The organism is Clostridium sp. CAG:265 (assembly GCF_000436575.1).
GTDB classification, from domain to species: domain Bacteria; phylum Bacillota; class Clostridia; order Clostridiales; family Clostridiaceae; genus Clostridium; species Clostridium lentum.
In genome coordinates this window covers 127132-134616 of record NZ_FR886641.1, presented here as the reverse complement: position 1 = coordinate 134616, position 7485 = coordinate 127132, and the positions used below count along the sequence as shown (strand labels likewise).

The 7485-nt window shown below is 27.4% G+C and carries 6 protein-coding genes and 1 pseudogene; 1 reads left to right on the top strand and 6 read right to left on the bottom strand.

Going from position 1 to position 7485, the window contains the following annotated elements; translation table 11 throughout:
- Nucleotides 1–791 precede the first annotated feature (791 nt).
- The 3 genes from Q5O29_RS10780 to Q5O29_RS10770 form a co-directional block, all read right to left on the bottom strand.
- Complete coding sequence (locus tag Q5O29_RS10780; protein ID WP_022168589.1) at nucleotides 792–2351, bottom strand: AAA family ATPase; 1560 nt, start codon at nucleotides 2349–2351, stop codon at nucleotides 792–794.
- 158 nt (nucleotides 2352–2509) lie between these two features.
- The gene (locus tag Q5O29_RS10775; protein WP_022212952.1) at nucleotides 2510–3019 is read right to left on the bottom strand and encodes a GNAT family N-acetyltransferase; all 510 of its coding nucleotides are present in this window, start codon (nucleotides 3017–3019) and stop codon (nucleotides 2510–2512) included.
- A gap of 300 nt (nucleotides 3020–3319) precedes the next feature.
- Nucleotides 3320–3664, bottom strand: a complete 345-nt coding sequence (locus Q5O29_RS10770; RefSeq protein ID WP_022212951.1) for a hypothetical protein — start codon at nucleotides 3662–3664, stop codon at nucleotides 3320–3322.
- 487 nt (nucleotides 3665–4151) lie between these two features.
- Here Q5O29_RS10770 and Q5O29_RS10765 point away from each other — a divergent pair, with 487 nt between their 5' ends.
- Complete coding sequence (locus tag Q5O29_RS10765; RefSeq protein ID WP_022212950.1) at nucleotides 4152–4658, top strand: GNAT family N-acetyltransferase; 507 nt, start codon at nucleotides 4152–4154, stop codon at nucleotides 4656–4658.
- Between the two features lie 187 nt (nucleotides 4659–4845).
- Here the strand turns inward: Q5O29_RS10765 and Q5O29_RS10760 are convergent.
- The 3 genes and pseudogenes from Q5O29_RS10760 to Q5O29_RS10750 all read right to left on the bottom strand — a co-directional run.
- Nucleotides 4846–5301, bottom strand: a pseudogene (locus tag Q5O29_RS10760) (IS1595 family transposase); the annotation flags it as partial.
- A gap of 128 nt (nucleotides 5302–5429) precedes the next feature.
- Nucleotides 5430–6692, bottom strand: a complete 1263-nt coding sequence (locus tag Q5O29_RS10755; protein WP_022212948.1) for an MFS transporter — start codon at nucleotides 6690–6692, stop codon at nucleotides 5430–5432.
- Nucleotides 6692–7483: an ABC transporter ATP-binding protein gene (locus Q5O29_RS10750; RefSeq protein WP_022168573.1), complete on the bottom strand. Its 792-nt coding sequence runs from the start codon at nucleotides 7481–7483 to the stop codon at nucleotides 6692–6694. The genes Q5O29_RS10755 and Q5O29_RS10750 overlap by 1 nt, the downstream gene beginning before the upstream one ends.
- Nucleotides 7484–7485 lie beyond the last annotated feature (2 nt).

Below are 7485 nucleotides of genomic sequence, written 5' to 3'. Positions count from 1 at the left end.
ATTTGGTGTAATACCAGTTCCCCCTGGAACTATTATTGACTGATCATTACCTGTATCCCAAACAATATTTCCGTCTGGTAGCTCTACACGTCCTCCAGTTGGTACTGTTACATTGCCAAATTGATCAACATGTGGAGCTTGCCCATTTGCTCCTGGTCTAACAAATACATCATCTGCAGTTCCTAATTGACCATCTTGTCCAGCAATTCTAGCTGATCCATCTGTTTCTATAGATACTTGACTATGTACTATAGTACTCTTTTCTTGAATTAATAAAGTTTCATCATTAACATCTGCAAAAGATGTTGTTAATCCTATATTACTTATTGTTATTGCACCTGTTAATACTAAAACACTTGTCTTTTTTTCATGTTTTCCTCCATTTTTCTACAATATTCGACTTATCTTTTTAAATTTTAGTAATAAATTATAATTTTTTCAATATTAATTTTATAACTATTTCTCTTACTTTTTTACATTATATGTAAATATAAATTATATTAAAAATTAAATTTTATTATTATAAATCTATAAATATGTAAAAAAGAAGTAATAGCTACAGGCATTTCCCCCTAACTATTACTTCTCTATTCACATAATTTTTCATTTACATTAATTATTCATTTTACATTTTAATTAAGTTATATTTCTTATTGTTAATTAATAACTCATGTCAAAGCATACTTAATTTAAACTAGCTATTTATTATTCATTCTACATTTTACATTTTTAATTCTTACAAACTCTCTAAGTTTATTCCTCAATTCATCATTAACTAAGTTTATCATTTTCTAATCTATTTCTTCTATAAGACAATGATGTTCTTTCTCTTTGGAATCATAACAAATAGCCACAGCTAATATTTTTTTACCCATATTTTCTCTTTTAAACTTTTCAACATATTCTTTACTTCTTATTTGTTTTAATGCAATCTCTGGTTTTTCGTCTTTTTTTAGTTCCACAATAAAAGCCGTATCATTTTTCCTTCTTGGATGAAAAGTAAAATCTGCATACCCTTTTCCAGTCTTTTCTTCTCTTTCTACTCTATAATTATCTCTAGCTGAAAGATATGCTAGTGTAAGTACACAAGAAAGGCTATTTTCATCATTATATTGCAAAATTGGAATTTCAGAATTATGAATATCATGAAGTATTTCTTCTATTATCTTCACATCTTTATTAACAGTTGCTTTTAACATACTTTTTGAATTTTCTATTATCTTAGAAACATATCCAAAAGATTCATCTTCTAATGCTTTCTCGAACTCTAACATAAGCTCCTTATTAGGTATCTTTAAATATCCATCATAATAAGATAAAAACCCTAACACTATCATAGCTGAATAAATTTCTTTTTTAGTTTTAGGTGTCCCTTGCCCTGCTCTAAACTCTTCTTTTATTATTACATCTATTTCTTCACCTGCAACCATTTCAATAACTTCATCTCTAATTTCTAAAATATTATATTTCAAATATTCACTTACTTCATCCATTGCTCCTGTATTAGTCCAATAGCTTTCACAATAATTATTTTGTAGTGCTTTAACAACTGATCTTGGATTATAAACTCTTATTCCAGTAGCAGTAAAATATCCATTATACCAACTCTCTAGATCTTTAAAGTTCATCTTACCATTTCTATTACAAAGCTCTATAACTTCCTCTTCTACAAAACCAAAATACTCTCCAAATTTTCTATCTTTTAAAAATGTATACTCATCAAACATATTTAGTGCACTACCACTAGAATATTTTTTAATAGGTAACACCCCTGTCATATAGCAAAGAGCTACATATGGTTGATCTTTTAAAAGATTTCTTAAGAACTCTAAAAAATCATTTTGATTTTCTTCAAATAAATTATTATTAAAAATATAATCCCATTCATCAAAGATAAAAACAAATTTTTCTTTTGTATCATAAAGCATATCGCTTATTGTAAAATACTTTTCTGGTTTTATATAAGGATACATTTCTACAATATCATTTACCAAGGTAGTTTTTATCATTTTAATGTAATCATCATATGTATTTCCTCTATCTGATATGCTATTGAATGATATATTTATCACATTATATTTATTTAAATTTTCTTCATAACTTTTGCATACATTTATCTTTAATTTATCAAAAATTGCTTTAGATTCTACAGCCTTAGAATAGTATGCTCCCAGCATATCTGCAATACTTGATTTACCAAATCTCCTTGGTCTTGTAATACATATATACTTGCTCTTAGTAGATATTTTTTCATTCAGCATTTTAATTATCATTGATTTATCTACAAAATATTCTTCATTAACAAGTTCTTTATAGTTTTCAAATTGTTTATTTGTATTTAAATATCTCAAGAATTAACCATCACTTCCTTAATTATATTTTCCACTATTTAATTACAACAATTATAACATAAGCCAATAATACTTTTAATATTATTGGCTCAATTTTAGCTTTATAATCCCTTCTTAGAATATATAACAATCCCACGTGCAAATTCCTAGTTGTCACATTACATTTGCTTCCTAAATACAAACATACCCTGTCCGCCATCACCAATAAAATCTTCTGGCATATCTAATCCTGGATTCTTTTCATTTAAAAATTCTACTATATGAAATCCACATTTATTTACATAAAAATGAATGTTTCTTTTCTCAAAATATGGGGTGCAAGTTTCCCATACCTTTGTTTCAGGATGCAATCTTTCAATTTCATCCCACATTGCCTTACCAATACCTTTACTACTAGTGCCACACTTAACATAAAGAAAATCAAGATGATTGTGCTGAGTTTTTTCATCAATTACCACAACAGCACCTCCAACCATTTCACCATCAACAACTGCTTTATATGCAACTGAGCTCTTTTGATTTAAAGAATTGTCAATATCTTTTTCAGGAAGAATAATATCCTCAGTCTTACCAAAAACATCTTCAAACCCTTTTTGGAATGCTTCTTGCATGTCTGCTTTATACTGATTTAAGTCTTCATCAATAATAGTAACAAGCGAAAAATTCATTCTAACACCTCCACAAATAGAATTTATCACTGAAATTCCTTAATATACTTAATATTTTTTATAATAATATCTGATTTCCACCAATTTTTGCTTATAGCCCACTCTTTAAGATAATTATTCCAATCCCATGTAACATTCCAAGAACCATCATTATTTTGAATATTTAAAATAAATTGACATTCAAAATCACATATATCCTTGTTTTCTAAATAAAAATCACTTGACTTACTGTCTATGAACAATGACGGCTTGCATATATAATCATTACTCCATCTTTTAGTGTCATATGTTATAACTTGTTTAATTTGTTTTTGTAATATTTAAAGCATTCCATCTATGACCATCAAATTCATCATTAGATGATAAAGAATCTATAATCCCTTTTATTATTGGATGATTTTTATCATCTAAATTAATTTCTTTTATGATTCTAGTTGCTGCCCAGGTTTGCAATGGTGTTGAATTAATATTCCAACAATCAGGTTCAAGTGCATTTGCAAATCCACCATCAGTATTTTGATAAGTTTTTAAAATATTAATAACATCTTCCTTACTTCCATTTTCGAATAAGTAGTTCCATCTTGCCATATCAAGATGTCTTGCATTCTTTAATATAAATTTTTTTGCACGTGCATAATAATCCATCACTTTCCTCCTATAAAATCAGTAGTTCCTATTTACCTTTCACTTTAAGTTTATTATAGCATAATTTGTAAATATAACCTTACTTATGATACGTTATTTTTAGATAAAAAAATAGCCTTAGGCAAGTTATATCAATGCCCAAAGCTATAAACCTCACTTATTTATGGTACGGTTCACTTGTCCTCATTCAAAATTTACAATTTCACAAAAAAGAAGTAACAATTAAAGATACCAATCTCCAACTATTACTTCTTTTTTATTAACTTTTCCTGCTTCAATTATTTTTAGCTTTGTTTTAAAATAATGTGGAAATAAGTATAACATAAAGGGATGTCCAATAGACGTCCATTTAAATCGCAATATTTTAATATTGCGAACTAAATGATCTTTGAAAATTGAATAATACGGTATTAAAAAATGTGCTATAATTTATTTATAATAATATTAAACTTGATTTATATAAATTAAATTTTAGGTGGTGAATATAGTGAATATTAGAGAAGCAAATACTGAAGATATTGAACCAATTGCAAGTTTATATGTTATGAATTGGAAAAAAACATATGTAGGTTTGTTACCAAATAACTTTTTGAATGGATTGACTGTTAATAAAGGAATAAAGAAATGGCAAGAATATCTTAATAAAGAAAAACATAGGATCTTTGTTGCGTATGAAAACGAAAAAATTTTAGGTTTTTCTGCATGTAAGGAAGATGAAGAATTAAAGAATTGCTTATATTTAGATTCACTGCATGTTTCTGAAACTTCAAGAGGAAAAGGTGTTGGAACAAAACTTATCAATACAGTAGGAAGCTATGCTTATATTAAAGGTTATGAACATATGAGTATTTGTATTGTAAAAGGAAATGATAATGCAAAGAGAATTTATGAAAAAATGGGTGCAAAACATTACAAAGATTTTATAGACTACTTTGGAGATACAGAATCCAATTCAGAAAAACTCATTTGGAATAATTTAAATTATTTTAAATAAATTCTAGGTAGTTTATTATAAAATTTAATATATTAAGAAAATAAAATTAATGAAAATACCGTATTATTAAATAAAAAATATGCGGTATTTTTTTAGTTCGCAATTCATTTAGATTGTTCATCAATCATTATATTAATTGCACATTAAAAAACAGTAAAATAAAACATATCTTACCTTATATATATATTTATCTTCTGATTTTAAAATCCTTTATTAAAGATATAGAATATGTTGAATTAGCATGAATAAAGAATTTTTTAGGCTTATTTCTTTCCATTTCTGTTTTAAATAATTGCCTCCACTTATACCAGAATAAGTAGTTAGTTAGGTATTTTGTTGAGACTCCATTAAACTTGTTTATCCATCTTTTTAAACTACTATGAAAGGCATTAACTCTTTGAATATTGTAAATATCCATAGTTTTTCTTCCATCTCTAATTTGATGTAATTCAAAATTATGTTGAGCTGCAAAGGAGATATAGCTCCTATGCTTATCAGTACATAATATAGAATTCTCTTCAACAACATTTAATAGAGCCCTATTTATATCGGTATATTTAGGTCTACCATCATATATTAATCCAGTGTATAAATTACCTAATCTATCTACACCACATAACACACAGGCAAATTCCTTGGATATACTTAATTATCAATTTTCAATTAATTAAGCATATTCATTTTTAATTTTTCATTCTTAATTATACAGTTTTCTAAACTTATGAGTTTATTCCTCAATTCATCATTTATCACTGATATTTCATCATTATCTTAAGCTGCTTTTTCTTCACTTTCCACAACTGTATCACTTACCCTCTTCTTAATAAAGACAACAAGTCCAATATTAAATATCACTGTTACAATAAGAATTATTCCAAGTGGTATTCCCATATCAATAACTTGTCCGTATAATAATTGCCCCGGCGCAACGCTTATCGTTGCCACTGCCACTGAAAATGCTGATACACGTCCAAGCATATTTGATGGAACTTGTTTTTGTATAAATGTTAATGTAAGTACATTTGATAATGATAAAGATAACATAATTAATAATCCACCAAAGGCAAAAATTGTTGCCATTGCATAATTATTTATCTTTATAAATCCTAAAATAGACATTAGTGTAACACCAGCTATCATAGGATAATATGTATAATGTACCTTTTTCATTGAGAACATCTTTGGCTTTATACTTATCCAGAATCCTCCTAATATCATACCTAGTACACATACACCTTCAACAATTCCATAAATCTCTGATGGAAGTGCAAGTAATACATTAATAAAATATGGTGCAACTATTGATAAAATAGGTACTAAGAATATATTACAAAATGCATATGAAGCTATAATTGCAAGAACAACTTTCTTTTCCTTTTTTAAATATACAAAGCTATCCTTCATATCTCCAAATGATTTCTTTATAAAATCCATTGATACTAGTTTTTCTGTACTTTCATCATTCTTAGCCACATCTGGAATATCTAAAAACATTTCCATAATTGCTGATAATAAGAAACTTACAGCATTTATTATTACAATAACTTTTATTCCAAGTAATCCATAAAGTATTCCAGCTAAAATAGGTCCTACCACATTTACTATTGATCCTACTTGATTTATTATTCCATTGGCAGAAGTTAAATTTTCTTCATCTACTATTTGAGGTATGGAAGATGTTACTGCTGGTCCATATAATGTGTAACATATTGATAATATAAACATCACTGTACCAACTATAAGTGCACTATCATTTCCTCTTAATAATATAAATGCATATATTCCAATAAGTGCTGCACAAAAGAAATCTAAATATACCATTATTTTTTTCCTATTTACACTATCAGAAAGCTTTCCTGAAATAGGTGCAAAAATTATATAAGGTATTGTTGATATTGCTAATATCTGTGAAAATACAGCTGTACTTCCTGTAAACTCTAATAAGTATAATGACATACTAAATCTTTGTATGGCATTTCCAAAGAGAGAAATTATCTGCCCTATTACTATTATTAAAAAGTTTTTATTTCTCATTAAGCCTCCCTAAAAAGATCGTATTCCATACATATTGGATACTTGCCATCTTCACTTATTGTAAGATTAGCTTCTATTCCGTATATTTTCTTTAAATTTTCTTTAGTAATTACATCTAATGGTTTTCCTTCACAAATAACTTTTCCCTTTTTAAATCCAATGATGTTATCTGCAAATCTACATGCATTATTAAGCTCATGAAGAACTATAACCACTGTAATATTCTTTTCTTTATTTAGCTTTTCAAGAACTTCTAATACTTCAAGCTGATAAGACATATCTAAATAAGTTGTAGGTTCATCTAGCATTATTATTTCTGTTTCTTGAGCTAAAGTCATTGCTATCCAAGCTCTTTGTCTTTGGCCACCAGATAAATTTTCAACTTCTCTATCTGCAAATTCACTTAGTCCTGTTTCTTTTATTGCCCAGTCAATAACTTCTTTATCATGACTATTTAAGCCACCAATAAGCTTTTGATGTGGAAATCTACCAAAGGCCACAAGTTCTCTTACTGTAAGTCCACTTGGGCATACTGGCCCTTGAGGAAGAAATGCCACTTCCTTTGCTATATTCTTTTCATTTATCTTTTTAATATCTTTTTTATTTATAAAAATTTCTCCAGCCTTAGGTTTATTAATTCTAGCTAATGTTTTTAAAAATGTTGATTTACCACATCCATTAGCTCCAATTATTATACTTATTTTCCCCTTAGGTATGGATAAACTTAAATCTTCAATTATTGTGTTATTTTCATATGCTACACTTAAGTTTTTTACACTAATAGCTTCCATAA

Bases quoted from the DNA above. Each gene is read 5' to 3' on its own strand.
- Q5O29_RS10750 (WP_022168573.1), bottom strand. From the start codon at position 7,483: ATGGAAGCTATTAGTGTAAAAAACTTAAGTGTAGCATATGAAAATAAC.
- Q5O29_RS10755 (WP_022212948.1), bottom strand. From the start codon at position 6,692: ATGAGAAATAAAAACTTTTTAATAATAGTAATAGGGCAGATAATTTCT.
- Q5O29_RS10775 (WP_022212952.1), bottom strand. From the start codon at position 3,019: ATGAATTTTTCGCTTGTTACTATTATTGATGAAGACTTAAATCAGTAT.
- Q5O29_RS10770 (WP_022212951.1), bottom strand. From the start codon at position 3,664: ATGGATTATTATGCACGTGCAAAAAAATTTATATTAAAGAATGCAAGA.